This window comes from Actinomycetospora corticicola (genome assembly GCF_013409505.1).
GTDB lineage: Bacteria > Actinomycetota > Actinomycetes > Mycobacteriales > Pseudonocardiaceae > Actinomycetospora > Actinomycetospora corticicola.
Genome location: NZ_JACCBN010000001.1, coordinates 1,913,374 through 1,939,357 on the forward strand (window position 1 = coordinate 1,913,374; position 25,984 = coordinate 1,939,357).

At 74.6% G+C, this 25,984-nt stretch carries 26 protein-coding genes and 1 pseudogene; 10 read left to right on the forward strand and 17 right to left on the reverse strand.

Annotated elements, in window-relative coordinates; all coding sequences use genetic code 11:
* The first annotated feature begins 62 nt into the window (after window positions 1–62).
* Window positions 63–773: a hypothetical protein gene (locus BJ983_RS09110; protein ID WP_179793519.1), complete on the forward strand. Its 711-nt coding sequence runs from the start codon at window positions 63–65 to the stop codon at window positions 771–773.
* A 7-nt stretch (window positions 774–780) separates the two neighbouring features.
* Here the strand turns inward: BJ983_RS09110 and der are convergent, their stop codons facing one another.
* The 3 genes from der to BJ983_RS09125 are packed head-to-tail and all read right to left on the reverse strand — an operon-like array spanning window position 781 to window position 3,725.
* Window positions 781–2,154: a ribosome biogenesis GTPase Der gene (der, locus tag BJ983_RS09115; RefSeq protein ID WP_343053934.1), complete on the reverse strand. Its 1,374-nt coding sequence runs from the start codon at window positions 2,152–2,154 to the stop codon at window positions 781–783.
* A 3-nt stretch (window positions 2,155–2,157) separates the two neighbouring features.
* A complete protein-coding gene (gene cmk, locus BJ983_RS09120; RefSeq protein WP_343053935.1) occupies window positions 2,158–2,940 on the reverse strand; it encodes a (d)CMP kinase in 783 nt (260 codons plus the stop codon).
* A gap of 38 nt (window positions 2,941–2,978) precedes the next feature.
* Window positions 2,979–3,725, reverse strand: a complete 747-nt coding sequence (locus BJ983_RS09125) for a pseudouridine synthase (RefSeq protein WP_179793520.1) — start codon at window positions 3,723–3,725, stop codon at window positions 2,979–2,981.
* Window positions 3,726–3,767: 42 nt separating this feature from the next.
* Here BJ983_RS09125 and BJ983_RS09130 point away from each other — a divergent pair, with 42 nt between their 5' ends.
* Window positions 3,768–4,946, forward strand: coding sequence for a YbfB/YjiJ family MFS transporter (locus BJ983_RS09130; RefSeq protein WP_179793521.1), 1,179 nt, complete (start codon window positions 3,768–3,770; stop codon window positions 4,944–4,946).
* 72 nt (window positions 4,947–5,018) lie between these two features.
* Here the strand turns inward: BJ983_RS09130 and BJ983_RS09135 are convergent, their stop codons facing one another.
* The 4 genes from BJ983_RS09135 to BJ983_RS09150 all read right to left on the reverse strand — a co-directional run bounded on the left by BJ983_RS09135 (window position 5,019) and on the right by BJ983_RS09150 (window position 7,992).
* The gene (locus BJ983_RS09135; protein ID WP_179793522.1) at window positions 5,019–5,636 is read right to left on the reverse strand and encodes an SDR family NAD(P)-dependent oxidoreductase; all 618 of its coding nucleotides are present in this window, start codon (window positions 5,634–5,636) and stop codon (window positions 5,019–5,021) included.
* Window positions 5,637–5,709: 73 nt separating this feature from the next.
* Entirely contained in the window at window positions 5,710–6,279 is a 570-nt protein-coding gene (gene scpB / locus BJ983_RS09140; protein WP_179793523.1) for an SMC-Scp complex subunit ScpB, read from the reverse strand.
* A complete protein-coding gene (locus BJ983_RS09145; protein WP_179793524.1) occupies window positions 6,276–7,067 on the reverse strand; it encodes a segregation and condensation protein A in 792 nt (263 codons plus the stop codon). Before BJ983_RS09145 ends, scpB begins: the two co-directional genes overlap by 4 nt.
* Window positions 7,068–7,116: 49 nt before the next feature.
* On the reverse strand, window positions 7,117–7,992 hold the full coding sequence (locus BJ983_RS09150; RefSeq protein WP_246326019.1) for a ParA family protein: 876 nt from the start codon (window positions 7,990–7,992) through the stop codon (window positions 7,117–7,119).
* 164 nt (window positions 7,993–8,156) lie between these two features.
* Here BJ983_RS09150 and BJ983_RS09155 point away from each other — a divergent pair, with 164 nt between their 5' ends.
* The 4 genes and pseudogenes from BJ983_RS09155 (at window position 8,157) to BJ983_RS09165 (ending at window position 11,877) form a co-directional block, all read left to right on the forward strand.
* A complete protein-coding gene (locus BJ983_RS09155) occupies window positions 8,157–8,936 on the forward strand; it encodes an IclR family transcriptional regulator (protein WP_179793526.1) in 780 nt (259 codons plus the stop codon).
* A 107-nt stretch (window positions 8,937–9,043) separates the two neighbouring features.
* The gene (locus BJ983_RS09160; RefSeq protein WP_179793527.1) at window positions 9,044–10,273 is read left to right on the forward strand and encodes an MFS transporter; all 1,230 of its coding nucleotides are present in this window, start codon (window positions 9,044–9,046) and stop codon (window positions 10,271–10,273) included.
* Window positions 10,270–10,572: pseudogene (locus tag BJ983_RS32190) on the forward strand (thiamine pyrophosphate-binding protein); the annotation flags it as partial. The gene BJ983_RS09160 and the pseudogene BJ983_RS32190, both read left to right, overlap by 4 nt.
* 96 nt (window positions 10,573–10,668) lie before the next feature.
* On the forward strand, window positions 10,669–11,877 hold the full coding sequence (locus BJ983_RS09165; protein WP_343053939.1) for a thiamine pyrophosphate-dependent enzyme: 1,209 nt from the start codon (window positions 10,669–10,671) through the stop codon (window positions 11,875–11,877).
* Here BJ983_RS09165 and BJ983_RS09170 read toward each other — a convergent pair.
* Window positions 11,865–12,317: an ATP-binding protein gene (locus tag BJ983_RS09170; protein ID WP_179793528.1), complete on the reverse strand. Its 453-nt coding sequence runs from the start codon at window positions 12,315–12,317 to the stop codon at window positions 11,865–11,867. The genes BJ983_RS09165 and BJ983_RS09170 overlap by 13 nt on opposite strands.
* 161 nt (window positions 12,318–12,478) lie before the next feature.
* Between BJ983_RS09170 and BJ983_RS09175 the strand changes: the two genes are divergently transcribed.
* The 3 genes from BJ983_RS09175 to BJ983_RS09185 all read left to right on the forward strand — a co-directional run bounded on the left by BJ983_RS09175 (window position 12,479) and on the right by BJ983_RS09185 (window position 14,868).
* Window positions 12,479–12,862: a helix-turn-helix domain-containing protein gene (locus BJ983_RS09175; RefSeq protein WP_179793529.1), complete on the forward strand. Its 384-nt coding sequence runs from the start codon at window positions 12,479–12,481 to the stop codon at window positions 12,860–12,862.
* 81 nt (window positions 12,863–12,943) lie between these two features.
* On the forward strand, window positions 12,944–13,678 hold the full coding sequence (locus tag BJ983_RS09180) for a GAF and ANTAR domain-containing protein (protein ID WP_179793530.1): 735 nt from the start codon (window positions 12,944–12,946) through the stop codon (window positions 13,676–13,678).
* On the forward strand, window positions 13,627–14,868 hold the full coding sequence (locus tag BJ983_RS09185; RefSeq protein WP_343053940.1) for a CaiB/BaiF CoA transferase family protein: 1,242 nt from the start codon (window positions 13,627–13,629) through the stop codon (window positions 14,866–14,868). The genes BJ983_RS09180 and BJ983_RS09185 overlap by 52 nt, the downstream gene beginning before the upstream one ends.
* A gap of 7 nt (window positions 14,869–14,875) precedes the next feature.
* Here BJ983_RS09185 and BJ983_RS09190 read toward each other — a convergent pair whose 3' ends face one another.
* The 3 genes from BJ983_RS09190 to BJ983_RS09200 are packed head-to-tail and all read right to left on the reverse strand — an operon-like array spanning window position 14,876 to window position 17,429.
* Entirely contained in the window at window positions 14,876–16,042 is a 1,167-nt protein-coding gene (locus BJ983_RS09190) for an acyl-CoA dehydrogenase family protein (protein ID WP_179793531.1), read from the reverse strand.
* Window positions 16,043–16,053: 11 nt separating this feature from the next.
* Entirely contained in the window at window positions 16,054–16,986 is a 933-nt protein-coding gene (gene xerD / locus BJ983_RS09195) for a site-specific tyrosine recombinase XerD (RefSeq protein WP_343053941.1), read from the reverse strand.
* A gap of 17 nt (window positions 16,987–17,003) precedes the next feature.
* On the reverse strand, window positions 17,004–17,429 hold the full coding sequence (locus tag BJ983_RS09200; protein ID WP_218890180.1) for a pyridoxamine 5'-phosphate oxidase family protein: 426 nt from the start codon (window positions 17,427–17,429) through the stop codon (window positions 17,004–17,006).
* An 81-nt stretch (window positions 17,430–17,510) separates the two neighbouring features.
* Between BJ983_RS09200 and BJ983_RS09205 the strand changes: the two genes are divergently transcribed.
* Window positions 17,511–18,284, forward strand: coding sequence for a helix-turn-helix domain-containing protein (locus BJ983_RS09205; protein WP_218890181.1), 774 nt, complete (start codon window positions 17,511–17,513; stop codon window positions 18,282–18,284).
* A 243-nt stretch (window positions 18,285–18,527) separates the two neighbouring features.
* On the opposite strand, the gene BJ983_RS09210 is transcribed toward BJ983_RS09205, so the two are convergent.
* The 6 genes from BJ983_RS09210 to recN form a co-directional block, all read right to left on the reverse strand.
* Window positions 18,528–19,088, reverse strand: coding sequence for a PASTA domain-containing protein (locus tag BJ983_RS09210; RefSeq protein ID WP_179793533.1), 561 nt, complete (start codon window positions 19,086–19,088; stop codon window positions 18,528–18,530).
* 177 nt (window positions 19,089–19,265) lie between these two features.
* Window positions 19,266–19,913 carry an NUDIX domain-containing protein gene (locus BJ983_RS09215; protein ID WP_179797562.1) on the reverse strand — a complete coding sequence of 216 codons (648 nt, stop codon included), beginning with the start codon at window positions 19,911–19,913 and terminating at the stop codon, window positions 19,266–19,268.
* A gap of 38 nt (window positions 19,914–19,951) precedes the next feature.
* Entirely contained in the window at window positions 19,952–21,706 is a 1,755-nt protein-coding gene (gene pyrG, locus BJ983_RS09220; protein ID WP_179793534.1) for a CTP synthase, read from the reverse strand.
* Window positions 21,707–21,807: 101 nt separating this feature from the next.
* The gene (locus BJ983_RS09225) at window positions 21,808–22,725 is read right to left on the reverse strand and encodes a copper transporter (RefSeq protein ID WP_179793535.1); all 918 of its coding nucleotides are present in this window, start codon (window positions 22,723–22,725) and stop codon (window positions 21,808–21,810) included.
* Window positions 22,722–23,933 (reverse strand): putative cytokinetic ring protein SteA, encoded by a 1,212-nt coding sequence (gene steA, locus BJ983_RS09230; RefSeq protein WP_425484746.1) that lies wholly within the window; start codon window positions 23,931–23,933, stop codon window positions 22,722–22,724. Before steA ends, BJ983_RS09225 begins: the two co-directional genes overlap by 4 nt.
* Window positions 23,934–24,054: 121 nt before the next feature.
* Window positions 24,055–25,962, reverse strand: a complete 1,908-nt coding sequence (recN, locus tag BJ983_RS09235) for a DNA repair protein RecN (protein WP_179793537.1) — start codon at window positions 25,960–25,962, stop codon at window positions 24,055–24,057.
* Window positions 25,963–25,984: the final 22 nt, after the last annotated feature.

The window sequence follows — 25,984 nt, forward strand, 5'->3', positions numbered from 1 at the left end:
CGCCCCGCATCCCGCGGCCGATCCTGATCACGGTCGGGGACGAGGATCGCGAGGGCGTGGACATGGCGAGCAAGCGACTGAACGGCGTCTGGCGGCCGGGCACGGGCGGCGAGGTCTGGTACACGGGTCTGTCGGCCGCCGACTTCCAGGCCAAGGACGGGGAACTCTTCCCCCAGAACTGGCGCGTCGCCGGCCTGGACACCAACGGCGGCTTCTCCGCGGTGTGGCATCCCGGCACCGACAGCCAGCGGATCTGGTGGAACATCAGCTGGCCGGACTTCGTCCGCCGGAACGACGAATGCGTCCACCAGGGTCTGCGTCTGGTCAGCCTGCGGGTCTCGGACACGCACCACGCCGCGGTGTGGCGCACCGGGACCGGCCGTCAGGAGGTCCTCCGCACCCACAGCGTCAACGAGCTCCTCGCCGCCGACAACCAGCACGTGGCCGAGGGCCTGCGGCTGGTGACGATGCAGCAGGACTCCGACGAGGAGGCGTACTACGGCGTGTGGCGCGCCGACCTCGGCGGTGGGGCCCAGCAGGTGCGGCGGGTGCTCAGCGACGCCGCGTTCCGAGCCGAGGACACCCGACAGCAGGCGGCCGGGCTGCGGCTCGTCGAGATCACCTCGATCGCCGGGCTCACGGGGGTGTGGCGTACCGGGACGGGTGGGAGCAGCTGGACCTACCAGCAGCCCTACGACGGGTTCGCGGGCCTCATGACCCGCAACTACGCCGCAGGGCTCCGCCTGGTGAACCTGTCGGTCGGCTACGTCTGAGGCGACCTCAGGACTTCTTGCGCTTCTCCCGGACCCGCACGTTGATCTGGATCGGCGTGCCCTTCAGCTCGAAGGTCTCGCGCAGCTTCCGCTCCAGGAACCGGCGGTAGCTCGCCTCGAGGAAGCCCGAGGTGAACAGCACGAACGTCGGCGGCCGGCTCTGCGCCTGGGTGGCGTAGAGGATCTTCGGCTGCTTCCCGCCGCGGACCGGGGGCGGCGTGGCGGCGACGATGTCGGCGAGCCACTGGTTGAGCTGGCCGGTGGGGATGCGGCGGTCCCAGTTCTCCAGGGCCGTGCGCATCGCCGGCGCCAGCTTGCGCACCGAGCGGCCGGTCTTCGCCGAGATGTTGACCCGCTCGACCCACGGGAAGCGCACCAGCGCCCGCTCGAGCTCGCGCTTCATGGCGTCGCGGCGGTCGTCGTCGACGAGGTCCCACTTGTTCATCGCGAGCACCAGCGCGCGGCCGGACTCGACGACCTGCGTCGCCACGCGGAGGTCCTGCTCGCTGATCGGCTCGGAGGCGTCGAGCAGCAGCACGGTCACCTCGGCCGCCTCGATCGCACCCTTGGTGCGCAGCGAGGCGTAGTACTCCATGCCCGACGCCTGGTGGACCTTGCGCCGCAGGCCCGCGGTGTCGACGAGCTGCCAGACCTCGCCGTCGATCTCGACGAGCGAGTCGACCGGGTCCGTCGTCGTGCCGGCGGTGGCGTCGACGACCGCGCGGGTCTCCCCCGTCAGCTGGTTGAGCAGCGAGGACTTGCCGACGTTCGGCTTGCCGACCAGGGCGACGCGGCGAGGGCCGCCCTCGAGGTCGACGTCGTCGCGCGGGGACTCCGGGAGCACCTCGAGCACGGCGTCGAGCAGGTCGCCCGAACCGCGGCCGTGCAGACCCGACACCGGGTGCGGCTCACCGAGCCCGAGGCGCCACAGCGCCGCGATCTCCCCGAGGCCGCGCGCGTCGTCGACCTTGGTGGCGCACAGCAGCACCGGCCGGTCGGAGCGGCGGAGCGTGCGGGCCACGGCCTCGTCCACCGAGGTCGCGCCCACCTGCCCGTCGACGACGAGCAGGATCGCGTCGGCGGTGGCCATCGCGGTCTCGGCCTGCGCCGAGATCGAGGCCTGCATGCCCTTCGCGTCCGGCGTCCAGCCCCCGGTGTCGACCAGGGTGAAGCGCCGCCCGTTCCACAGGGCGTCGTAGGCGACCCGGTCGCGGGTGACCCCGGGGACGTCCTGGACGACCGCCTCCCGGCGGCCGATGATGCGGTTGACCAACGTCGACTTCCCGACGTTCGGACGCCCGACGACCGCGAGCACCGGCTGGGCCGGACGCTCGGAGTCGTGCTCGGGCAGGTCAAAATCCGCAGGCAGTTCCTGCGTCACGTCTTACCTTCCGTCGGCGCTGGTCTGCACCAGCGCGGAGACCAGCATGCCGCGCTCGGCGGCGAGTTCTTCGAGTCGGTCCAGGACGCCCTCGACGTCGAGCAGCGAGGTGTCCACCTCCACGGCGTCCTCCGCGGCGCGCAGCGGGGAGGCGGCCCGGGAGGAGTCGAGGCGGTCGCGGCGCGCGAGGTCGGCGCCCGTCGCCGCGGCGTCGGTGGCCCGCCCGGCGGACGTGTCCTCGGCGCTGCGGCGCCCGGCGCGGACGGTGTCCGACGCCACGAGATAGATCTTCAGGTCGGCGTCCGGCGCCACCACGGTGCCGATGTCCCGACCCTCGACGACGATCCCGTACCCGTCGTCGAGCGCCTCGGTGACGATCCGCCGCTGCTCGTCGACCAGGTGGCGGCGCACCTCGGTCAGCGCCGAGATCGCCGAGACGTTCCGGGTGACGTCGGCCCCGCGGATCTCCGCGGCGACGTCCTCGGCGCCCAGCCGCACGCGCGGCTCGGCCGGGTCGGTGGACATCACGAGGTCGGCCGCGAGCGCCACCGCGACGGCCTCGTCGTGGCCGTCGGCGTCGGTGACCGTCGCGTCGAGCGCGGCACCGGAGCGCATCACCGCGAGGGTGGCCGCCCGGTACATCGCGCCGGTGTCGAGGTAACGGGCGCCGAGGCGCATCGCCAGGCCGCGGGCGGTCGTCGACTTGCCGGTGCCCGACGGTCCGTCGACCGCCACGACTCCCTGCAGGACCTTCTCCACGACCAGCGCCTCCCGAACGTCGACCACACCTGCGTCCGGGAGTCCATTGTGCCTGATCCGGGCGTCTAGAGGCCCACCGCGTGGTACAACGCTCCCACCTCGTCGCGCCCGAGCTTGCGCAGCGTGCCCGGCCGCTGGTCACCGAGGCGCACGTCGCCCACCGCGGTGCGCACCAGGCGCTCGACGGGCTTGTCGACGGCCTCGAAGATGCGGCGCACGATCCGGTTGCGCCCCTCGTGCAGGACCACCTCGACCATCACCCGGGCGCCCGACCGGTCGATCACCTTGAAGCTGTCGACCGCGGCCGGCCCGTCGTCGAGCTCGACGCCCTCCCGCAGCCGCTTGCCGAGGTCCTTCGCGATGGGGGTGCGGATCTCGGCGAGATAGGTCTTGGGCACCTCGTACGACGGGTGCATCAGCCGGTTGGCCAGCTCGCCGTCGTTGGTGAGCAGCAGCAGGCCCTCGGTGGCCGCGTCGAGGCGACCGACGTGGAAGAGGCCCTTGGTCGACCCCGCCTTCTCCAGGACGACGTCGCCGACACACCGGCGCCCCTCGCCGTCCCACATCGTCGAGAGCATCCCCTCGGGCTTGTTCAGCGCGAGGTGCACGGTCTCGACGTCGGTGACGATGCGGCTGCCGTCGACGTGGATGACGTTGACCTCGGGGTCGACCCGGCGCCCCATCTCCGTGACGACCTTGCCGTCGACCTCCACCCGACCCTGGCGCATCAGGATCTCGGCCTGCCGCCGCGAGGCCACGCCGGCCTCGCTGAGCACCTTCTGCAGGCGGACTCCCTGCTCACCCTCGGTCACGGGACTCCAGCGTAGTCGTGCTGCGGACTAGGCTCGGCGACCGTGTCGACGCCGACCGTCGCGGCCCGCCCGCGCCCGGGTCCCGCCGTCGCCGCGGGGGCCGCGGCGTTCGCCGCCGCGATGGGCGTCGGGCGCTTCGTCTTCACCCCGATCGTGCCCGTCATGCGGGCCGGGACCGGCCTGACCACCGCCGAGGTGGGCCTGCTCGCCTCCGCCAACTACCTCGGCTACCTCGTGGGCTGCGTGCTGGCGGTCGCCCCGCTCGTCCGCCGCCGGCGCGGGGCCTTCCTGACGGCGGGTCTGGTCCTGACCGTGGTGACCCTCGCCGTCATGCCGCTGTCCGCGGACTTCGGCGTGTGGGCCGTGGCCCGGGGCGTCTCCGGGATCGCGAGCGCGTTCGCCTTCGTCACGGCGGCCGACCTGGTGCTGACCCTGCTGCGCCGCCAGGACCGGGACGACCTCGCGGGCTGGGTGTTCGGCGGCGTCGGCGCGGGGATCGCCCTGTCCGGCCTGGTCACGCCGGTCGCGGCCGCCGTCGGGGGGTGGACCGCCACGTGGTGGACCGCCGCGGTCCTCGCGCTCGCCCTCGGGCTGCTCGCCGTCCGGCTGGCCCGTCTCCCGGCGGTCGAGGACGAGGGGGTCGCGGACGGCCCGCCACCCCGCACGGCGCTCCTGGTGGCGCTCGGCGTCGCCTACTTCCTCGAGGGCGCGGGCTACATCATCACCGGCACGTTCCTCGTCGACGTGGCCACCGACATCGGTCCGTCCTGGGTCGCGGCCGGGAGCTGGACCATCGCCGGGCTCGCGGGCGTGCCGTCGTGCGTGCTGTGGGCCCGGGTCGCCGCCCGCCACGGCCGCGGCCCGACGCTGCTCGCCGCCCTCGCCGTGCAGGCCGTGGGGCTGGCACTGCCGGCGGTCGTGGCGTCACCGGTCGCGGTGGTGGTCTCGGCGGTCGTGTTCGGCGGGACCTTCATCGGCATCGTCATGCTCACCCTGCCGCTGGCCCGGACGCTCGCGGGCCGCGGCGCGGGACCCGTCGTCGCCGGATTCTCCGCGCTGTACGGCGTGGGCCAGGTGGTCGGCCCGGTCCTCGTGGCCGTCGTCAGCGGCGACGACGCGCGGCCCGCCCTCGCGCTCGGCGGGGCGCTCGTCGTGGCCGCGACCGTGGTGGCGGTCGCGCCCGCCCGGTTCGGCACCCGTACCGGATCGCTTCCGGGCTGACCGGCGGACAGCGCGAGTGCGGCGGAGTGCGCCACCCGTGACGCACTCCGCCGCACTCGGCGCCGAGCCGGCTCAACAGCCGTGCCGGACCTCCCGGTCGGTGACCGCCCCGGTGTGCAGCTCCCAGTAGTGCTCGGCGATCTCGTCGGGATCCCACGGCCCGCCGGGCTCGACCGGACCCCCGACCGTCACCGACGCCGTGTGCACCTCGGGGCGCCAGGCGTTGAGCAGCTCGACCAGCCCGCGGACGCCGACCTTGCCCAGCGAGAGGCTCGTCAGCGCCGGGTCCGGGCGGACCATGCCGGAGGTGACGACGAACGTGCCGGTCATCTCCGGCAGCAGCTCCCCCGCCGTCGTGATCGCCCCGACGACGTTGACCGCGTAGGTGTCGAGCATCGTCTGCTGGTCGAGCTCGCCGGGCTCGTCGGTGCGGATGATCGCGGCGTTGTAGACCACGACGTCGGGTGTGCCGTGCTCGTCGACGAAGGCCCGCAGCGCCGCACGCAGCGCCTTCTCGTCGGTGGCGTCGGCGGTCCGGGTCCAGGTGGTGCCACCGACGGCCTCCGCCGCGGCCGCGACGGTCTCCTCCCGTCGGGCGATCAGGCCGACCGTGAACCCCTCCCGGGCGAACCGCCTCGCCACGGACGTCCCGATGCCCGGTCCGACTCCGACGACGATCACGCTGGGCACGGGGCAGCTCCTCCACGATGTGGCTTTCCTGGCGCTGGACGACAGCAACGACGCTTTCCTGCCACGGGCGAGGTCACAGCTCGTCGATGTCGTCGACCTCGGGCAGCAGCGGGGCGATCGGGGGCAGCTCGTCGAGCGACCCGAGGCCGAGGCGCTCCAGGAACAGCTCCGTGGTCCGGTACAGCGTTCCCCCGGTGGCGCCGTCCACACCCGCCTCGACGATCAGGCCGCGCGCGGTCAGCGTGCGCATCACGCCGTCGACGTTCACCCCGCGCACCGCGGACACCCGGGCGCGGGTGACGGGCTGGCGGTAGGCGACGACGGCGAGCGTCTCGAGGGCCGCACGGGTCAGCCGGGCGCGCTGGCCGTCGAGGACGAAGCGCTCCACGTACGGCGCGAAGCGGGCGCGGGAGGCGTAGCGCCAGCCCTCGTCGGTGCGCCGGAGCTCGAAGCCGTGGTCGCGGTACGAGGCGGCGAGCCGCTCCAGCGCGGTGGTGACCCGGGCGAGGGGCTGCTCGAGCACCTCGGCGAGCTGGCTCGCGGGCACCGGGGCGTCGACGACCATGAGCACGGCCTCGAGCGCGGCGTCGAGCTCGCCGTCCGTCCCCAGGCCGGGCAGCGACCCGTCGTCGGGAAGGCTCATGCCTCGGGGTCGAGGGCGGCGGTCCCGCGGTCCTCGGAGTCGGGGGCCCAGCGGACCGCGAGCTCGGCGAAGGCCTCCTCCTGGTCGAGCGCGACCTGGCGTGAGCGGTACAGCTCGAGCACCCCGAGGAAGCGGCCGACGACCTCGACGCCGTGCTGGCAGTCCGCGCACAGCTCCGCGAACGTCAGGCGCCCGGCCACCTCGAGCCGGCCGCTCATGATCGCGACCTGTTCGGGGACCGAGACGCTGTGGGCGTGCAGGTGGTCCAGGCCGACGGTCGGCGGCGGCGCGGGCCGGAACACGGCCGCGGCGATCTCGGCGAACCGCGCGGCGTCGACGCCGAGCTCGACCGGCGGGAGCAGCGAGGCGAGCTCCGGGGACAGCGACACCGCCCGCGGGTAGCGCAGCCGGGCGGAGGACTCCAGCTCGCGGAACAGCGCGGCGACCTGCTGGTAGGCGCGGTACTGCAGCAGCCGGGCGAACAGCACGTCCCGGGCCTCGAGCAGGGCGAGGTCGTCCTCGTCCTCCACCTCGGCGCTGGGCAGCAGCCGGGCCGCCTTGAGGTCGAGCAGGGTGGCCGCGACGACGAGGAAGCCGGTCGTCTCCTCGAGGTCGGCCGACCCCCCGAGGGCCGCGGTGTAGGCGATGAAGTCGTCGGTGACGCGGGAGAGCGCGACCTCGGTGACGTCGAGCTCGTGGCGGCCGATCAGCGCCAGGAGCAGGTCGAACGGGCCGGTGAAGTTGTGCAGGCTGACCTGGAAGCCCTGCCGTTCCGGCGCGACCGTCATGGTCCGGCTCCCCTATCGGCGTGCTCCCCTGTCAGCTTCGCAGTCGGCGTCACCGCGCGATGACCTCTCGCGCGAGCGCCCGGTACGCCTCCGCGCCCTGGGAGCGGGAGGCCCACTTCGTGATCGGCTCGCCGGCCACCGTGGTCTCCGGGAACCGCACCGTCCGGTTGATCACGGTGTCGAAGACGAGGTCGCCGAACGCCTCCACCACGCGGGCCATGACCTCACGGGTGTGCAGGGTGCGCGGGTCGTACATGGTGGCCAGGATGCCGGTGATCTCGAGGTCCGGGTTCAACCGGTCCTGCACCTTCTCGATCGTGTCCATCAGCAGGGCCACCCCGCGCAGCGAGAAGTACTCGCACTCGAGCGGGATGAGCACCCCGTGCGCGCAGGCCAGGGCGTTGACGGTGAGCAGGCCGAGCGAGGGCTGGCAGTCGACGAGCACGTAGTCGTAGTCGGCGAGCGCCGGGGCGAGGACGCGGCCCAGGGTCTGCTCGCGGCCGACCTCGCTGACCAGCTGCACCTCGGCCGCGGAGAGGTCGATGTTGCTCGGCAGCAGGTCCAGGCCCTCGATCGCGGTGCGGAGCACGACGTCGTCGAGGGTGGTGCGCCGCTCCATGATCAGGTTGTAGATGGTGGTGTCGAGCTCGTGCGGCTGCACCCCGAGGCCCACCGAGAGCGCACCCTGCGGGTCGAAGTCGACCAGCAGCACCCGTCGTCCGTACTCGGCCAGCGCGGCGCCCAGGTTGATCGTCGAGGTCGTCTTGCCGACCCCGCCCTTCTGGTTGCACATCGCGAGGACCGTCGCCGGGCCGTGCCCGGACAACGGGGCGGGCTCCGGGATCTGCCGGCGGGGTCGCGACGACGGGTCGGGCACCTCGGAGACGGCGGGCGCTGCCACGTCCGGGCGGGCCGGTTCCCCCATCCGGAGCGACTCGGCGTCGAAGAGAGGTGCCGACATCGGTGCTCGTCCTCCCTCCGGGTGACCCCGCGTCCCCGTCGTGCGCCCAGGCTAGGAGGGGCACCCGACCGGAGCCATCATGACGCGCCGGGGTGTGGCGGAAGCGATTGCGGGGGACCCCTGACGCCATGACTGGCGGCGGGACCCCGGACGGGACCGGAGCCGCACGCTCCGTCCTGGGTCGTGCGCTCAGCGTCCTCGGTGCGTTCACCGACGCCTCGCCGGAGCTGGCGCTCGCCGACATCGTGACCCTGACCGGTCTCCCTCCCGCCACCGCGCACCGGATCGTGGCCGAACTCGTGGCGTGGGGGGCGCTCGAGCGGGTCGGCCGTGGGCGGTACCGGATCGGGCTGCGGCTGTGGCGGATCGGCGCGCTCGCCCCGGCCGCCCGCACCCTGCGCGAGGCCGCGCTCGCCCCGATGCAGGACCTCGCCGCCGTCACCGGGCACGTGGTGCACCTCGTGGTGCTCGACGGGTTCCGCGCCCTGTTCGTCGAACGCCTCCCCGGCCGGGAGGACCTGACGGTGCGCTCGCGGGTCGGCCGGGACATGCCGCTGCACGCGAGCGGTCCGGGCAAGGTGCTGCTCGCCCACGCCCCGACCGCCTTCGTCGAGCAGGTCATCACCCGGGGGCTCCCCCGGCTCGCGTCCGGCACCATCACCGACCCCGGGACGCTGCGCGCCGCGCTGGCCGAGATCCGGCGGACCGGGCACTGCCTGTCGCGCGAGGAGATGACCGAGGGGGCCTCGTCGATCGCCGCGCCGGTGGTCGGCGCCGACGGGACGGTGGTCGCCGCGCTCGGGGTGGTGGTCCCGGCCTCCGCCGCGCTGCCGCCCTACGTACCGGCGGTGATGGTCGCGGCGGCCACGGCGTCACGGAACCTGGGCGCCCGCCCCCCGTCGCGTTGAGAGTCGCTCTTCCGCCCAGTGGGAGGAACCGGTGACCGCCCCCGGTGGGCGCTCCCATACTCCGCCCACGCCCTGACACGGACGTCACGGCAGGAAGGTGGCATGCGATGACGAACCCGTCCTCGACCTGGGTGCGCTGGCTCGCCTGGTCCGCCGTGGCACTGGAGGGCTACGACCTGGTCGTCCTCGGCGTCGTCATCCCCGTCCTGCGACGCGACCCGGTGTTCGCGCTGAGCCCCGGCAGCGCCACCACCGTGGCCACGATCGGGCTGCTCGGCGTCATGGTCGGCGCCCTCGCGGTCGGGCCGGTCGCCGACGTGTGGGGCCGCCGCCGCACGATGATCGTCTGCGTCGTCGCCTTCTCACTCCTCGGCGCCGCGTGCGCGCTCGCGCCGAACGCCACGGTCCTCGGCGGCCTGCGCTTCCTCGCCGGCGTGCCGCTGGGCGGCGTGCTGCCGGTGGCCCTCGCGATGACCGCCGAGCACGCACCCGTGCGCCGCGGCAACAGCGCCACCACCGTCCTCATGACCGGGTACCACGCGGGCGCCGTCCTGGCCTCGCTGCTCGGCGCCCTGCTGGTCTCGAGCCTGGGCTGGCAGTTCATGTTCGTCGTCGGCGCCCTGCCCGCCCTGGTGCTGGTCCCGCTGATGGCGCGCCGCCTCCCGGCCGACGCCGCCCCCGTCGCGCGGGACGCGACCGCCGGCCGCAACCCCGTGGGCGTCCTGTTCCGTAGCGGCTACGGCGTCGCGACCGTCGCCTTCTGGGTCGCCTCGTTCATGGGCCTGCTGCTCGTCTACGGGCTGAACACCTGGCTGCCGGAGATCATGCGGCTCGCCGGCTACGAGCTCACCCAGGCCCTGTTCCAGCTGCTCGCCCTCAACGTCGGCGCGGTGATCGGCCTGCTCGTGGGCGGCCGGGTCGCGGACCGGGTCGGGGTCCGCCCGGCCACGATCGCCTGGTTCGCGGTGGCCGCGGTCTTCCTCGCCTTGCTCTCGATCCGCCTGCCCGGCGCGACGGTCTACGTCGCGATCCTGCTCACCGGCGTCTTCGTCTTCTCCTCGCAGGTGCTCGTCTACAGCTGGGTCGGCCGCATCTACCCGGCGGTCGCGCGCGGCACCGCGCTCGGCTCGGCGAGCGGGGTGGGGCGCCTCGGCGCGATCTCCGGCCCGGCCTTCACCGGCGCCCTGGTCGCCGGTGGCGTCGCCTACCCGTGGGGCTTCTACTTCTTCGCCCTCGTCGCCGCCCTCGGTGCGATCGCCGTGGTGTTCGTCCGACGCACCGAGCCGGCGGACGACCTGGCCGCGACCGCCGTCGAGCGTGACCGGGCGGCGTCCTGACCACCGTCCGCGAGGCCGCGTTCGACGTCTTCCGGCGTCGCGGCCTCGACCGCATCTTCGCGAACCCCGGGTCGACCGAGATCACGCTGCTCACCGGCCTGCCCGACGACCTCGACTTCGTCCTCGCGCTGCACGAGGGCTCCGTCGTCGGGCTCGCCACCGGCTACGCCACCGCGACCGACCGCCCCGCGCTGGTCGTCCTCCACACGACGGCGGGCCTGGGCAACGCGGTCGGCGCCCTCGCGACCGCCCGGGTCAACCGCGTCCCGCTCGTCGTCCTGGTCGGGCAGCAGGACCGGCGCCACCTCGCCGCGCGACCCTTCCTCGCGGGCGACCTGGAGGGGCTGGCCGGGTCCTACCCGGTCTGGTGGTCGGCCCCGGCGCGCCCGCAGGACGTGCCCGGCGCCCTCGACCGCGCGTTCCACGAGGCCGTCTCCGGCCGCGGACCCGCCGTCGTGACCGTCCCCAGCGACGACTGGGACGCCGAGGCCGACCCCCGCGCGCTCGCCTCCCCCGCCGTCGTCCGCCGCGGCCTCCGTCCCGACGACGGGTCGGTGCGGGAGCTCGCGGCGCACCTCGCCGCCGCGACGTCGCCGGCCCTCGTGGTCGGGGCGGACGCCGACTCGCCCGCCGCCTGGGCGGCGCTCGTCGACCTGGCGGAGCACCTCGGGGTGCCCGTGTGGCAGGAGGCGTTCGCCGCCCGGGCCGGGTTCCCGCAGGACCACCCGCTCTTCGCCGGGCACCTGCCCCCGGAGCGCGGCGCGCTGCGGGCCACCCTCGCGGGGCACGACCTCGTCCTCGTCGTCGGAGCGCCCGCGTTCCGGCAGTACCGCTACGCGCCGGGCGAGCTCGTGGAGCCGGGGACGACCGTCGTGCTCGTCTCCGACGACGCCGAGGACGTACACCACAGCCGCGCCGACCTGGCCGTGCTGGCCGACCCGGGGGCCACCGTCGCCGCACTGACGGCCGCCGTGTCCACCACCGTGCCACCCTCCGCCGCCCCGCGTGAGGGGAACCCTCGGGCCACAAGAGCGCTCGAGGGTTCCCCTCGTGCATCGGACACCGCCCTCGACGCGCCCACCGTGTTCACGGCCCTGGCGGCCCGGCTCCCGGCCGACGCCGTCGTCGTGGAGGAGACCCCGTCCTCGCGCCCCGACCTGCACCGGCTCGTCCCGGCCCGCGCACCGCTCGGGTTCCTGTCGGCGGCCCAGGGCGGGCTGGGCTTCGGGGTCCCCGCGTCGATCGGGGTCCGGATGGGCGCCCCGGACCGGCCGGTGGTCGCGGTCGTCGGCGACGGCTCGACGCTCTACGGCGTGCAGGCCCTGTGGACGGCCGCGCACTACGGGGTGGGCGTCCTCGTCCTGGTCCTCGACAACGGCCGGTACGCGATCATGGACCGGTTGGCCGCGGAGGCGGGCGGCAAGCCCCCGTGGCCCGGCTTCGGCGAGGTGGACCTGACGGCGGTGGCGAGCGGGCTCGGGTGTCCCGCGCTGCGGGTGGACACCGTCCGCGGGCTGGCCGACGTGCTCGACGACGTCGTGCCCCGGCTGGCCGAGCGGTCGACCCCGCTCGTCGTGGCCTGCGACCTGCGTCAGGTCCCGTAGCGCCCGAGCGGCACCGGGCAGCGCAGGAGCAGCCGCAGGCGCACCTCGAGCGCGGGCGGGAACTGCACCTCCGGCTCGGGCGCGGGCAGGGCGTCGAGCTCGAACCACACCCGGTGCCCGCCCTGGTAGGGCTCGTGGCCCCAGCGGTCGGCGAGGACGGCGAGCAGGCCGTCGGTGTCCGCGACGGCGGGCCGGACGGCGCTGCCGTCGCAGATCGCGACGTGCAGCGTGCCCCCGTGGCAGGTGAGCTCCAGCCGGAGGTCGTTCTCCCCGCGGGCGTGGGCGACCACGTCCGCGGTGAGGTCGTCGATCAACAGCTCCAGGTCCACGCGGTAGGTGGCGCTGTCCCAGCCGTCCGCGAGACCCAGGACCAGCGTGCGGGCGTCCCGCACGGTGTGTCCGGTGATCGGGAGGTCGACGACGGCGGTGAGAGTGGTCATGCGGGGTCCGATCCGGGCCCGGTCGGGCCCATCACTCGTTCGAAGCATCTCCCGCTGGTGCGCAACAGGGTCAGCTACCAATACAGTGGCACACAATCGAAAGCGCAACAACTATTGCCCGCAACGGCCATTGTCACGCTGAGCACCCCGGGAGGAGACCCGTGTCCGACGCGGAAGCGGTCCACGAGGGCGGTGGGGACGGCGAGGTCGATGCCGCGCTCGCGGCGCTCGTGACCGAGCTCGGCTCGTGCATCGAGAGCCTGCGCGCCGCGCGGGACCGGGCCGAGGAGCTCCAGGAACAGCGTGCGGGCGGGGCCGACTGGCTCACTGCGGTGCGCGCGGAGGAACCGCCGTTGATCGTCGAGCGCATCTCGCAGGCGCTCGGGTCGCTCAACACGGTCGGCGGTCGGTGGCGACGCCGGGAGGCGACCGCGCTGCACGCGTCGGGCATGAGCATCAACGAGATCGCCCGGCTGTTCGGTGTCACCCGACAGCGGGCCTCGGTGCTGGTCCGGGAGCAGGCCGACGCCGGCGAGGGCGGCTGATCCCCCACCCGCGGTCCCGTCTCCTACCCTGGGCCCCTCTGCCCTCGAGCACCGAAGGGCCCGACGCCGGACCGAGGAGAGATGGAACCGCACGAGGTCGACGCCCTGTCCGACGCCCTGAACCACGCCGCGACCGCCGTCCTCCGCGAGCCGAACCCCGACGGCGGACTCGGCACCACCGAGGAGGTGCTCACCCGGATCGTCCAGGTGACGGTGCAGCGGGTGCCCGGCGCCGACGGGGCCGGCATCACCCAGACCGACCACGGGAAGGTCACGAGCCGCGCCCCGTCCGCCGACTGGGTCGCCGACCTCGACGCCGCCCAGGCGGAGCTGGACGAGGGCCCCTGCGTGGACGCCGGCAGCCTCGACGAGCCGACCCACGTCGAGGCGATCGACCTCGACCGGGAGACCCGGTGGCCCCGGTGGCGGCCGCGCGCACGGGACGTCGGCGTGCGCGCCATGCTGTCCTACGCGATGGGTCCGCCCGACTCCCCCGTCGGCTCGCTGAACCTCTACTCGTTCACGCCCGGGGCGTTCACCGAGGCCGGCCGCGTGACCCTCGAGGTGTTCGCCCTGCAGGCCGCGATCGCGCTCTACGGGGCGAGCCGCGCCGAGGGCCTCGACATCGCGCTGGCGGGTCGCGACCGGATCGGACAGGCCAAGGGCATCCTCATGGAGCGGCACGGCGTCGACGGCGACCGGGCCTTCCGGATGCTCGTCGAGGCCTCGCAGCAGTCCAACATCAAGCTGCGCGACGTGGCCGCGTGGCTGCTGGACGAGCACGCGCGGACCGCCGCCGAGCGGGACCGGCCCTGAGCGCCCTCCCGCTCGCCGGGCTGCGGGTGCTCGACATGGCCTCACTCGCGGCCGCACCACTCGCCGCCACCTACCTCGGGGAGTTCGGCGCCGAGGTCGTCAAGATCGAGCCGCCGGGCGTCGGCGACGCGATCCGCGGCTGGGGCGCGCAGCGCGACGGTGTGGGCCTGATGTGGAAGAGCATCGGGCGGAACAAGCGCTCGGTGACGGTGGACCTCCGTGCCCCCGACGGCCAGGACCTCGCGCGGCGACTGGCCGCGCGGTCCGACGTCGTGGTGGCCAACACCCGACCGCAGACGCTGCGCCGGTGGGGACTCGACTTCGAGCGGCTGCACGCGGAGAACCCGCGGACCGTCGTGCTGCACGTGACGGGGTTCGGGCTCACCGGCCCGAAGAGCGAACGGCCCGGCTTCGGCACCCTCGGCGAGGCGATGAGCGGGTTCGCCCACCTGACCGGAGAGGCTGACGGGCCGCCGACCCTGCCCGCGTTCATGCTCGCCGACGGCGTGGCGTCGCTGCACGCCGCCTACGCGGTGATGGCGGCGCTCTACGACCGCGACGTGCACGGGGCGCCGGGACGGCTCGTCGACGTCAACCTCGTCGACCCGCTGGCCCGCGTCCTCGAGCAGAGCCTGCTCACCTGGGACGCCACCGGCAGCGTGCCCCGTCGGGCGGGCAACCGCTGGGACATCTCCGCGCCGCGCAACACCTACCGGACCGCCGACGACCGGTGGCTCGCGATGTCGGGCAGCGCCCCGAGCGTCGCGCTGCGGGTGTTCCGGGCGATCGGGCGCCCCGACCTCGCCGAGGACCCCGCCTTCGCCGACGCCCAGGGTCGGCTGGCCCGGGCCGGCGAGGTGGACGGGCTGGTGGCGGCGTGGGTCGCGCAGCGCACGCTCGACGAGGCCATGACGGTGTTCGAGGCCGCCGAGATCGCCGCCGCACCCGTCTACGACGTCACCGACCTCGTCGCCGACGAGCAGATGGTCGCGCGGGAGGTGTTCCGCCGGATCCCCGACGAGCAGCTGGGCAGCCTGCTGGTGCAGGCCCCGGTGCCGCGGCTGTCCGGGGTCGAGGGCCGCATCGACCACCTCGGGCCGGAGCTCGGGGCCCACACCCGCGAGGTGCTCGCCGAGGCGGGCCTGTCCGAGGCCGAGATCGACGACCTCGCCGCCCGCGGCATCATCTGATGCCCGTCTAGTACGAGCGCTCCAGCCCCAGCACGCTCTGCGCCAGGTAGTTCAGCGCCATGGCCTGCGGCAACGGGGCGAGCCGCTGCAGCCGCGCCTCCCGGAAGTACCGCTCCACGTGGTACTCCTCGGCGTAGCCGAACCCGCCGTGGGTCTGCACCGCGGTGTCCGCGGCGAAGAACCCGGCCTCGGCGGCCACGAACTTGGCCGTGTTCGCCGCCTCCCCCGCGGGCTCGCCCCGGTCGACCTTCCACGCCGCCTCCCGGACCACCAGCTCGGCGGCGTGCAGCCGGGCGTGCGCCTCGGCGAGCGGGTGGGCGACGGCCTGGTTGGCCCCGATCGACCGGCCGAACACCCGACGCTCGCGCGCGTAGGCGACGGCCCGTCGCAGCGCCGCCCGCCCCGTGCCCAGCGCCTCCGCGGCGATCAGCACCCGCTCGGCGTTCAGCCCGTCGAGAATCTGCCGGAAGCCCTGCCCCTCCTCCCCGACGAGGTCCTCGCCCGCGACCGCGAGCCCGTCGTAGGCGACCTCGCAGGAGGCGACGGCGTTGCGGCCCAGCTTCGGGATCGGGGTGATCGTGACGGCGGGGTCGCGCAGGTCCGCGAGCAGCAGCGAGAGCCCGTCGGTGCGCTTCGCGCACTCCGCGGCCGGGGTGGTGCGCACGAGCAGCAGCACCTTCTCCGACTCGAGCGCCTTCGACGTCCACACCTTGCGGCCGTGCACGCGGTAGCCGTCACCGTCGCGGACCGCGCGCGTGGTGATGGCGGTGGTGTCCAGCCCGGCGTCGGGCTCGGTGACGCCGAAGGCGACGTGCAGGTCGCCGGTCGCGATCCGCGGCAGGTAGCGCTCCCGCATCGCCTCGCTGCCGTGCAGGACCACCGGGTGCATGCCGAAGATCGACATGTGGATCGCGCTCGCGCCGTTCATGCACGCCCCGGAGGCGGCGACCTCCTCCAGCACGATCGAGGCGGCCTCGATCCCCTGCCCGCCCCCGCCGTAGGCCTCCGGGATCGCGATCCCGACCCACCCGCCCGCTGCCATCGCGTCGTAGAACGCCCACGGGAAGGCGTGGTCGCGGTCGCACGCCGCCCAGTAGTCGTCGTCGAACTTCGTGCAGAGCTCCCGGACCGCCGCCCGGATCAGGCGATGGTCCTCGGATTCGGTGAAGTCCACGGGCGCCGACGCTAGCCCGCTCGGCCCGCGCGCGCCCTCGGGTGCGAGGTCGCGTAGACCTCGCGGAGCCGGTCGACCGTGACCATCGTGTAGATCTGCGTCGTCGTCACCGACGCGTGCCCGAGCAGTTCCTGCACCACGCGCAGGTCGGCCCCGCCGTCGAGCAGGTGGGTGGCGAACGAGTGCCGCAGCGTGTGCGGCGAGATCTCCGCGGTGATCCCGGCGAACTCGGCGGTCTCGCGCAGCACGTTCCAGGCGCTCTGCCGCGACAGCCGCGCGCCGCGGGCGTTCAGGAAGAGCGCAGGCGTGCCGCGGCCGCGCACCGCGAAGCCCGGCCGCGACCGCACCCGGTAGGCGTCCAGGGCGGCGAGCGCCGGGCGCCCGACCGGGACGAGGCGCTGCTTGCCGCCCTTGCCCGTGAGCACGACGGTGCGCTGCTCGGCGTCCACGTCGTCGACGTCGAGGCCCACGACCTCGCTGATCCGCGCGCCCGTGGAGTAGAGCAGCTCCAGCAGCGCCCGGTCCCGCACCCCGCGCGGGTCCTCCGTCGACGGCGCCTCCAGCAGCCGGGTCACGGTGTCCACGTCGAGCGCCTTCGGCAGCTTGCGCGGCGGCGCCGGCGGGTGGACGTCCGCGGCGACGTCCTGGGTCACCTCCTGCTCGGCCAGCGCGAACCGGTGCAGCCCCCGGACGGCGACGACGGCCCGCGACGCGCTCGCCGTCGCCAGCGGCCGGTGCCCGTCCTCCCCCGTCCGCAGCGCCACGAGGAAGGTCCCGACGTCGGGTGCGGTCACCTCGGCGAGGTCGGTGCGGCCGATCCGCTCCAGGTGCTCGAGGTACCGGTCGAGGTCGCGCCGGTAGTTGGTCAGGGTGTGCACCGACATCCCGCGCTCGACGTCGAGGTGGTCGAGGTAGGTGGCCACGACGTCAGCTGGGTGAGCCACCCCGCCGTTGTACCTCGTCAGACCGCCGGTCCCCGGGTGACCCGCCGCGGGTGCAGCACGATCCGGCGCACGTTCGCGGGGTCGGCGAACGTCGCCAGGAGCTCCCGGTGCTCCTCGGTGTCCGGGTCCGCCCAGTAGCGCCCGACGAGCCGGTGGGCGAGCTCGGCAGCCCCGTCGTCGTGCACGGTCACGTCGGCCTCGACCGACACCCACCCCTCCGGCTCGTCGACGGGAGCGACCACGACGAAGCTGGCCCGCGGCTCCGCGGTGAGCCGTCGGACCTTGAGCGCGTCGGCCATCGAGAACAGCTGCAGGTCGCCCTCGGGGGTCGTCTCGAACCACACCGGCCGCGGCGCGGGGAGCCGCTCCGGGCCGGGCGGGACGGTGAGCAACCCGACGAGGGGCCGGTCGAGCAGCTCGCGGTCGGCGGCGGTGATCGTCATGTCCCCAGCCTGTCCGCCCGGCGGGGCCCCGCCCATGTCCGTGCCTCCCCGGCACCTTCGCGGGCGTCTACCCTCCGGCTCGTGAGCGCGGTGGAGGGACTGCTCGGCGCGATCCGGGTCGTGGACCCGGAGCTCGTCGTCGAGGAGCCGTCCGGGCGCGCGACGCTGGTCACCGGCCGCCGCCGGAGCCTCCTCGCCGTCGCACGCGGCCGGTTGCGGCTGCGCGGGCTGGAGCTCGGTCCCGGCGACGCCCTCCTGCTCCACGACGGCGGGTCGGTGCCGGTGGTCGCGGAGGGCCCCACGACGATGGTGGTCGCCCGGTTCGCGCTGCAGGGCGCCGCCCCCCGGCTGCTCGCGCTGCCCGACGAGGTGCTCGCCCCGGCCGACTCGGAGTTCTGCCGGCTCCTGATCGAGCGGGTGGCCGACCAGGCGGGGACCGTCGGCTCCCCCGGCGACGTCGTGTCCGCCCGCCTGCTGGACTGGCTCGTCGTCGAGACCGTCCGGGACGTCCTCGTCGCGCGCGGGTCCGGGGAGGTCGCCGACGCCGGGGTGGTGCGGGCGCTCGCCGCGGTGCACGCCGACCCGGCCCGCGCCTGGACCGTGGCGACGCTCGCCGACCACGCCGGGGTGAGCCGGGCGGCCTTCGCGCGCCGGTTCTCCGACGTCGTCGGGACCTCGCCGCTGGCCTACGTGCGCGAGCACCGGCTCGCGCTCGCCGAGCACGCCCTGCTCACCGAGCCCGAGGTCACCGTCGCCGCCGTCGCCCGCCGCGTCGGCTACGCCAACCCGTTCAGCTTCTCGACGGCCTTCCGGCGCCACCGGGGGGTGGCGCCGAGCGAGGTCCGCGCGTCTTGAGCGCGCCTGCAGGCCGGCTTCGGCGCACAAGATCTTGCTCTGCCGTGCGAAGTGGTTGCTGAGCGACCACTTCGCACGGCGCGTCAAGATCTTGCACGCTGGGTGCCCGCGCCAACCTTGCAGAGCTCGGAGCCACGGCCTCACCAACGTTCGGGCTCTGCAGGTCCAACGCCATGGACGTCGCGCCAACCGAGACTCCACCACGCGGCGGGAGAGAACGCGACGCCGCGGTCACCGGCTGATCTAGCACCACCACTTTCGCCGGCAGAAGCCGCCGGTCAACGCCCCGTCGGGCAGGTTGTGGTCCTCGTCGACGTCGATGTCCACGTCGGTGTTGGACGGCGGGGTGGTCGTGGTGCTCGCCGTCGGAGGAGTCGTAGTGGGTGCGGCGTTCGAGACCATCAGCTGGATCGAATGCACGGTGGACTGGCCAACCCGCGTACCCGGATAGGGGTTCTGGTAGGCGATCACCGAGTTCGCGTAGGAAGGGGCGAAGCCCCCGACGCGGATACCGCGCGAGGCAAGGTCGTTCACGGCGGCCTGCAGCGTCCAGCCGACGTAGTTCGGCATCGCGATCTTGTCGGCGTAGTACTGCTGGCCGACGGTGTAAGAACCGGTCGGGGTCATCGGCAGCGACGAGCTTCCAGCAACCGGTGTGGCAGCAGCGCGATCGGCGCGGGCGGCGGCGCTATTGATCGACAGCCCGACCACGAGCGCGGTCACGATCGCAAAAATGATCCCGAGCTGGGTCCGTGGTCGCAGGTCTTTCCACGACGCTCGCCCAGTCTGCGGCTGCTCGTCCATCTCGTCCCCCCGAGTCTGTTCACTCGGATGGTTCGCCCCGCCAACTGGCCTCGTTACGCGCCGTGTCTATCTCGTGATCTCCACGGGTTAGTGAAGCGGCCCTGCACGGCGGTCCCATAGTCGCGGTCGACGACTCGCCTACTCAATGAATACCTCCGCGTCGCACGACGCGTTCATTCAGCCCTGCTTGCGTTCGGCGTACTCGGTCGGCCGGTCGAGCCACGGCGCGTCGACCGGGCGCGGGTGGAAGCGGCCGGCGACGACCTCGACCGCGGCGAACACCCCGGCGATGCAGGGCCCGTTGACCAGGTCGCCCGACATGGCGCCCGCGACGAGGTCGTCGAGCGGCACCCGGCGGATCACCAGGTCGGCCTCCTCGTCGTCCCCCGCCTCGGGGCGCTCGACCTCCCGCAGGCCCCGCGCGAGGAAGACGCGCACCGACTCGTCGGCGAACCCGGGGCAGCCCACGACGTCGACCAGGGTCGACCAGTCGTCGGCCTCGATCCCGACCTCCTCGACCAGCTCCCGCTTCGCGGCCTCGACGGGGGCCTCGCCGGACCCCCCGTCGAGCAGACCCGCGGGCATCTCCCAGATGCGGCGACCGATGGCCGGGCGGTACTGGTAGATCATGACGAGGCGGTTGTCGTCGTCGAGCGCGGCGATGGCCACCGCGCCGTAGTGCTCGACCTTCTCCCGCGTCGCGACCCGCCCGCCCGGCATGCGGACCTGGTCGCCGCGCAGCGCGAAGATCGCGCCCTCGTAGAGCGTCTCGGTGTCGACCACGTCGAACGAGTGCGGCGGGTGCCCGCCGTGCGGGTCGCGCAGCGAGTCCGGGGTGACCGGGTCGCGGGGCTCGGACCGCGTCACGGGACGCCGGCCTCGGACAGGCGTGCGGCCTCCGCGTCGACCGGGTCGTCGCCCTCGAGGTCCGCACTCCCACCGTCGGTGTCGCTGTTGCCGAACAGACGCGACGAGGCGTCGTGACGCAGCGACGCCGCGACGAAGGCCGCGAAGAGCGGGTGCGCCCGGGTGGGCCGGGACTTCAGCTCGGGGTGGGCCTGCGTGCCGACGAAGAACGGGTGCACCGCGCGCGGCAGCTCCACGAACTCCACCAGCGTGCCCTCCGGCGAGGTCCCCGAGAACACGAGACCGGCCTCGGCGAGGCGGTCACGGTAGGCGTTGTTGACCTCGTAGCGGTGGCGGTGGCGCTCGGAGACCTTGCCGGTGCCGTAGGCCGCGCGCGTGATCGTCTCGGGGGCGAGGACCGCGGGGTAGGCGCCGAGGCGCATCGTCCCGCCCATGTCCCGCTCGCCGGAGACCACGTCGGTCTGGTCGGCCATCGTCGAGATCACGGGGTTCGCGGTGGCGGGGTCGAACTCGGCGGAGTTGGCGTCCTCGATCCCCGCGAGGGCCCGCGCGGCGTGGATGACCATGCACTGCAGGCCCAGGCAGAGCCCCAGCGCGGGGATGCCGTGCCGGCGGGCGTGGTCGAGCGCGCCGATCTTGCCCTCGATGCCGCGGACGCCGAAGCCGCCGGGCACGAGCACCCCGTGCGCCCCGGCGAGCGCCTTGTCCGCCCCGGCCGGGGTGTCGCAGTCGTCGCTGGGGACCCAGCGGATGTCGACCTTCGCGCGGTGCGCGAACGCGCCCGCGCGGACGGCCTCGGTCACCGACAGGTAGGCGTCGGGCAGGTCGACGTACTTGCCGACGATCGCGATCGTGACCCGCTCGGTCGGCTGGTGCACGCGGTCGAGCAGGTCGCCCCAGACCGTCCAGTCGACGTCACGGAACGGCAGGCCGAGCCGGCGCACCACGTAGGCGTCGAGGCCCTCGGAGTGCAGCACCTTCGGGATGTCGTAGATCGACGGCGCGTCGGGGCAGGCGACCACGCCGTCCTCGTCGACGTCGCACATCAGGGAGATCTTGCGGGTCATCTCCTCGGGGATGTGCCGGTCGGCGCGCAGCACGAGCCCGTCGGGCTGGATGCCGATGTTGCGCAGCGCGGCGACGGAGTGCTGCGTCGGCTTGGTCTTGAGCTCCCCGCTCGGCGCCAGGAACGGCACGAGGCTGACGTGCAGGAAGAAGCAGTTGTCCCGGCCGACCTCGTGGCGCAGCTGCCGCGCGGCCTCGAGGAACGGCAACGACTCGATGTCGCCCACCGTCCCGCCGATCTCGGTGATCACGACGTCGGGTGCGGTCCCGTCGGGGTCCTCGCGCATCGCGAGGACCCGCGACTTGATCTCGTCGGTGATGTGCGGGATGACCTGGACGGTGTCGCCCAGGTACTCGCCGCGGCGCTCCTTCGCGATGACCTCGGAGTACACCTGGCCGGTCGTCACGTTGGCCCGGGCGGAGAGGTCGCGGTCGAGGAACCGCTCGTAGTGCCCGATGTCGAGGTCGGTCTCGGCGCCGTCCTCGGTCACGAAGACCTCGCCGTGCTGGAACGGGTTCATCGTCCCGGGGTCGACGTTGAGGTACGGGTCGAGCTTCTGCATGGTGACGCGCAGCCCGCGGGAGGTGAGCAGCTGGCCGAGGCTGGAGGCCGTGAGCCCCTTGCCGAGCGACGAGGCCACCCCGCCGGTGACGAAGACGTGCTTCGTGGTCCGTGGCTGCTGCATCAGTGCCCCCCGACGCTGCGGGAGGCGGTCCGGGCGACGAGCACGTGCGAACACCGATCCACGGGACCTCACGGTAACACCGCCGACCGGGTGACCGGCGGTCAGGCCACCGGCGTGCGCTGGGGCAGCGGGGCGAGACCCGGGGCGGAGCCGTAGGCGCCCGTGCGGCCCGCGGCCTGCTCGGCGGTGGCCAGCACCGCGGCGATCCGGCCCGCCGTCGCGCCGATCCCGTCGACGGTGGAGACCCCGCGCAGCGCCTGGTCGGTGCGGACGGCGGCCACGGCCCCGTCGGCGGACCGCGTGGCGAGGACCGTCCCGGCGCCGCCGGCGTGGACGCCGGAGGCCAGGTGCGCGAGCGTGGTGGCGCGCCCGGCCGCGTCGGGCGTCGGCGTGGGACTGCCGCCGACGACGAGCGCGAGCTGGGCCGGGGCGGGCGCCGCGCCCGGGGCGAGGAACCCGCCGTCGGACAGCGCGGTGAACGCCGTGCCCACCTCGGCCGGCGAGCTCGAGGGGCCGCGGCCCGCCGTCACGAGCGAGCCGAGCAGGGAGCCGGTGAGGGTGCCGACGTCGGTGGTCGAGGGCAGCTGCACGCCGGCGGGCAGGACGCGGGTGACGAGACCGCGCAGGGCGTCGGCCCGGTCGGGCGCGAGCATCGCGTCGGTGAGCGACAGGGTGCCGGTGACCCGTCCGCCGGCCTGACCGACGAGCCCGGTGAGGGCGTCGAGGTCGGCGGGGTCGGCGTCGGGGGCGGCGACGAGGACGACGGTGCGGTCGCGCAGGGCCCCGCCGACGAGGGCGGGTGCGGTGCCGGCGAGCACGCGGTCGGCCGCGACCTGCTGGGCCCGGGCCGTGTCCCGCTCCGCGGTGAGGACCCCGACCTGGCCGGAGAGGTCCGCGCGGTCGGTGGACAGCGCGCCGAGCATCGTCTGCGAGAGCGACGACGCGCCGAGCACCACCCCCAGGGCGAGCGCGAGGACCACCGCGCACAGGGAGACGATGTGGTAGCGGAACGAGATCATCCGACGACGCTCCGCACCACGGCCGTGGCCCACGCGACGACGGCCTGTCCGCCGGTCTGCAGGAGCAGCACCAGCGACGGTCCGGCCCCGAGGGCGAGCGCCGCGACGACGGCCGTGGCGAGCACGGCGACGACGAGCATCACCAGCGTCCAGATCGAGACCCGGCTCCGGTAGAGCGCGAGCACCGCGGGCGCGTCGACGAGGGTCGGACCCAGCCGCAGCCGCGTCAGGAAGGTCGAGGGGATGGAGCCGGAACGGCCGCGGTCCAGGAAGCCGCCGAGGCTCGCGTCGAACCCGACGGCGACGACGAGGGCCGCGCCGTGGGCGTGCGCGAGCAGCAGGGCCATGTCCTCGGGGTTCGCCGAGGAGGGGAACGCGACCGGGTCGACCCCGAGGTCCTGCATGCGGGCCAGGCCGGCGATGAAACCGTCGGGGTCCGCGGGCACGACGACGTCCCGCGCCTTCCGGGCGGTCGCGGGGTCGAGCTCGGCGACGGTGCCCAGCACGACGGCGGGGGTGTGCCCGGCCTCGCGGAGCGCGTCGGCGCCGTCCCCGACGCCGATCAGCACCGGCTTGTACTCGCGGATGAAGCCCGTGAGCGACCGGACCTCCTCGGCGGTGCCGGGACCGCCCGCGACCACGACGACCTGCTTGTCGCGCATCGAGGTCGCGATCGCCGGGACGCCGACGCCGTCGACGAGCAGGGCCCGCTCGCGGCCGAGGAACTCGCTGGTGTTCGCGGAGAAGGCCTCGAGCTGGGCGGCCATGCCCCCGCGGGCCTCCTCCAGCAGGTCCGCGACGGTGTCCCGGTCCTGCGCGAAGCCGCGCAGCATCTCCCGGTCGCCCGCGTGGACCGCCCCGTCGTGCAGGCGCACGGTCGCGCCGTCGACGAGCTCGGTGAAGACGTCCGCGCCGCAGTCGTCGACGAGCACCACGCCCGCCTCGACGAGGATCTCCGGGCCCAGGTTCGGGTAGCGCCCCGAGATGGAGGGCGCCGCGTTCACCACGCCCACCACCCCGGCGTCGAGCAGCGCCGTCGCGGTCGCCCGGTCGAGGTCGACCTGGTCGATGACGGCCACGTCCCCCGGCCCGAGTCGGCGCAGGTAGGCGGCGTCGGCCCCCGCGGATCCGCGGCGCCCGAGCCGGGCCGTGCCACTCACCCCGGGGAGCGCCGCACGGGTCCGGGTCCCGCGTCCAGGCCATCGCATGCACACGATGCTGACGGCCGATCACGATCCGGACACGTCGCCACGCCGAGGCACCCCACAGGTCTCACTCGACCCGGGCGTCCCATCCGTCACAGGGGTGAGCGGTCGGCCGCCGCCCGGCTCAGCCGGCGCGTCGCTTCGGGCGCCGGGCACCACCCTTCGCCGTGCCCTTGCTGATGGGGGTGGGCGCGGGGACGGCCCGCTTGTCGTCCGCCGCTGCGGCGAGCAGCTCCTCGGCGTGGGCGCGACCGGTCTCGGTCTCCTCGGTGCCGGCCAGCATGCGCGCCAGCTCGACCACCCGCTGCGAGTCGTCGAGCGTGCGGACCGAGCTGCGGGTGACGCCCTCGGTGCCGGCTCCCTTGTCCACCACGAGCTGCCGGTCGGCGTACGCCGCGACCTGCGCCAGGTGCGTCACGACCACGACCTGGTGGGTCTCGGCCAGCCGCGCGAGCCGCCGCCCGATCTCCACCGCGGCGCGCCCGCCGACCCCGGCGTCGACCTCGTCGAAGACCAGCGTCGGCACCGTGTCCGCGCCCGCGAGCACGACCTCGACCGCGAGCATCACCCGGGACAGCTCTCCGCCGGACGCCCCCTTGGCGATCGGCAGCGGCGGCGCCCCGGCGTGCGGGGCGAGCAGCAGCTCGACCTCGTCGACCCCGTCGGGGCCCGCGGCGACCCGGCGTCCGTCGAGCTCGAGCGCGTCGGCGGCGGTGCTGTCCTTCCGCCCGACCTCGACGGAGACGGTGGCCGCGGCCATCGCGAGCCCGTCGAGCTCGGAGCTCACGGCCTCGGCCAGGCGGGCCGCCGCCTCGGTGCGCACGGCGCTGAGCGTCGAGGCGTGCGCGGCGAGCTCGGCGCCCAGCCGGTCGGCCTCCGCGGCCAGCGCGGCGATCGCCTCGTCGGACACGTCGAGCGACCCGAGCCGCTCCCGGGCGGAGTCGGCCCAGGCGAGCACGCCCGCGACGTCGGCGGCGTACTTGCGGGTGAGCCCCTTGAGGGCGGCCTGGCGCTCCAGTACCCACGCGAGGCGCTCCGGGTCGGCCTCCAGCCCGTCGAGGTAGCCGGACAGCTCGGCGGCCACGTCGGTGAGGAGCGCGGCGGCCTCGGCCAGGCGCGGCTCCAGCGCGGTGAGCCGCGGGTCGTCGGTGGCCAGCGCCCGGCGCGCCTCCCCCACCAGGGCCGTCGCGTCCGGCTCGTCGCCCGTGCCGTCGGGCGGGCCCGCCACCGCGGCGAGCGCGGTGAGGGCGGCGGAGCGCAGGTCGTCGACGTCGGCGAGCCGGCGGGCCTCGGCCACCAGCTCCGCGTCCTCCCCGGGCTGCGGGTCGAGCGCCTCGATCTCGGTCAGCCCGTGGCGCAGCAGGTCGGCCTCGCGCGCCATCTCCCGGGTGCGCTCGCGACGGTCGGCGAGCGCGGCGACGGCCGCGCGCCACCGACCACGGACGTCCCGGTAGCGGGCCAGCGCCTCGGTCGCGGGCGCACCGGCGAACCGGTCGAGCACCGCGCGCTGCTCGGCGGGACGCAGCAGGCGCAGGGCCTCGTGCTGGCCGTGGACGGCGAGCGAGGCGTCGGCGACGTCGGTGAGCACGGCGAGCGGCACCGACCGTCCGCCGAGGTGGGCGCGCGAGCGCCCGTCGGCGGAGACGGTGCGCGCCGCGATGAGCGACCCGTCGTCGTCGAGCGCGGCCCCCGCGTCGCGGGCGACGCCGGCGGCGTCCCGCGGCCCGTCGTCGGGAGCCCCGTCCTCACTCCCCCCGGCGGCGTCGGTCCCCTCGGACGGCCCGTCCTCCCCGGCCGGGCCGGACCCGGCGTCGGGAACGGGCAGCACGTAGCGACCCTCCACCACCGCGCGCGACGCCCCACGTCGCACGCGGGAGGAGTCCGCGCGTCCGCCACCCAGGAGGTGCAGCCCGGTGATCACCATCGTCTTGCCGGCGCCCGTCTCGCCGGTCACCGCGGTGAGCCCCGGATGCAGCTCCAGGGTCGCGTCCTCGATCACGCCGAGGCCCTGGATTCTCAGCTCGGAGAGCACGCGATCACTGTAACGACGGGGT